Genomic DNA, 2,180 nt, shown 5'->3' with positions numbered 1-2,180 from the left:
CCTCTCGCACCGTCCAACCGTACCGAGCAGCACCGACAACCCTGCCGCCACCGCCACACTCCCGCCACCATCGCAGGATGCGTCGAACTCCGGATTCCAAGACCCGCCCGGGCCGAGAGCCGGCTCACCAGCGGTGACCCGGTGTCTTCGCACACGCAACCAGATGTTCGATGCGCGCCCAGAGCGCTTATCCCTCCTGCATCTGCCTCATCACGTGCCAGGCGCGATTCGCGCAGCTCTGGGTGACCTACTCGTGCTGGCCGATGATCCGGCCTGAAGCTACATTCTGCGCACCGAAAACGCCGATATCGGATATTCGGCCGCACAGAATGCAGCTTCAGGCCGGGCAGCAGGCTGGGCGTCACCGAAAGTGCCGTGCAACCCGTCGATCAGTCGCCGGAGGAACTCGCTCATCTCCTGCGGTTGCCCAGCTGTACTCCGACGCCGGGACACACCAGAGACCGACAGAGCTCAACTCTGTGTGCCTCGCGTCAAGGCGACGCGGTCGGCGGGAAGGTCCTCGTTCCGGAATCACGGACCAACAGAACAACACCCCGGGGCATCGGTGCACACGAGACCTGTGTGACTCAGCTCGGCGTATCGCGGGGGGAGTCGGTGCGGGCGGTCAGGAAGATGCGGGCGGCCTCGGCGTCGATGCCGGACTGTAGTTCGGCGGCCGACATATCTTCCAGGCCCGCCGCGCCCCGCAGGAACGGCCCGAACAGTTGCCAGCCGAGTTCGAGCGCGGCGACGTGGGCCACGGCCAGGGAGGCGTCGCGGTCGGTGGTGTGGAAGGGGCGGGCCTTCTCGATCATCCGGGCGATGACCGGGAAGTCCTGTTGCAGCTCGGCGACCGGATAGCCGTCGAGGATGCTGCGCGCCAGCACGGCCAGGTGACGACGGGGGCGCTCGTCCAGGAGGGAGTGGTCGACGCGGCCCGCCTCGTCCAGCGCGGCGACCGACTCGGCGGCCAGGTAGGTCAGGACTCGGGCCACGAGCTGGTCTTTCGTCCCGAAATGCCGGAATACCAGGCCGTGGTTGACGCCCGCGCGCTCGGCGATATCGCGAATCGACGTCGCGGCTGGGCCGCGTTCGGCGAACAGGTCCGCGGCGTGGGTGAGCACAGCGGCGACGACAGCCTCCCGCCCCACCGGAACCTCGGCGGACGGCTTCGTTGCGCGATCCGTAGTCATACGACTACAGTAGCGCGCAGACACTGTAGTCGAGTGACTACAGAAGGATCGCAGAGGAGTTTTCATGACCCGGACAACCGCCGAACCCACGGTGCGCCCGTTCCCGATGCCGGGATATCCGATCGTGGCCGGCCCGTTCACCCATCTGACCGCCGAACATCAGCGCCTCACCGCACTGCGCTGGCAGCATTTCGACGCCCGCTTGGCCGGCACCACGCTCGGTGCGGAGATCAGCGGCATCGACCTGCGCGAATCGCAGCCCGACGAGGTCATCGCCGAACTGCGCCAGGCCCTGCACGACTACAAGGTGCTGTTCTTCCGCAACCAGCCGGTCGACCCGGCCCAGCATCTGGCCTTCGCCCGCCGCTTCGGTGAACTCGAGGTGCACCCGGCCCTGGGTGCCAATGCCGAGCATCCCGAACTGGTCCGCTTCGAAAAGGGTGCGGAGGTGGCCGGTTTCGAGAATTCCTGGCACCACGACGTCACCTGGCGTCCCGTACCATCGATGGGCGCGATCCTGCACGCCATCTCGGTCCCCGAGATCGGCGGCGACACCCTGTTCGCCGATATGTACGCCGCCTACCAGGGCCTGGACGAGGAAACCCGTACCCGGATCGACGATATGACCGCGGTACACGACTTCGTCCGCGCCTTCGGCCGCTTCGCCCCGCCCGAACAGCAGGAACGCATGCGCGCGGAAAACCCCAGCCCGCGCCACCCCGTGGTGTGCACCCACGAGGCCACCGGCCGCAAACACCTCTACGTCAACCGCATCTTCGTCGAATCCATCGAGGGCCTGGACGAGGACGAAAGTCGCGCCCTACTGGACCGCCTGTGCCGCCAAGCCGACTACCCCGAACACCAGGTCCGCCTGCACTGGGAGCCCGACACCATCGCCTTCTGGGACAACCGAGCCGTCCAGCACTACGCGACCAGCGACTACTGGCCCCAGATCCGAATCATGGAGCGCGCCTCCATCACCGGCAC

2 protein-coding genes are annotated in these 2,180 nt (G+C 67.0%); one reads left to right on the top strand and one right to left on the bottom strand.

The annotated features are described in order from the left end of the window. Window positions 1–587 precede the first annotated feature (587 nt). Window positions 588–1,193 (bottom strand): TetR/AcrR family transcriptional regulator, encoded by a 606-nt coding sequence (locus JZ791_RS43980; protein ID WP_216903902.1) that lies wholly within the window; start codon window positions 1,191–1,193, stop codon window positions 588–590. 64 nt (window positions 1,194–1,257) lie between these two features. Between JZ791_RS43980 and JZ791_RS43975 the strand changes: the two genes are divergently transcribed. Beyond that, window positions 1,258–2,180, top strand: a 923-nt coding sequence (locus JZ791_RS43975) for a TauD/TfdA dioxygenase family protein (protein WP_216903899.1), incomplete at its 3' end; no start/stop codon positions are given.

Origin of the sequence: Nocardia alni, assembly GCF_019038435.1 — a bacterium.
Taxonomy (GTDB): Bacteria; Actinomycetota; Actinomycetes; order Mycobacteriales; family Mycobacteriaceae; genus Nocardia; species Nocardia alni.
Note: the sequence above shows the minus strand (reverse complement) of the source record. Positions and strands in the feature narration are given on the sequence as shown.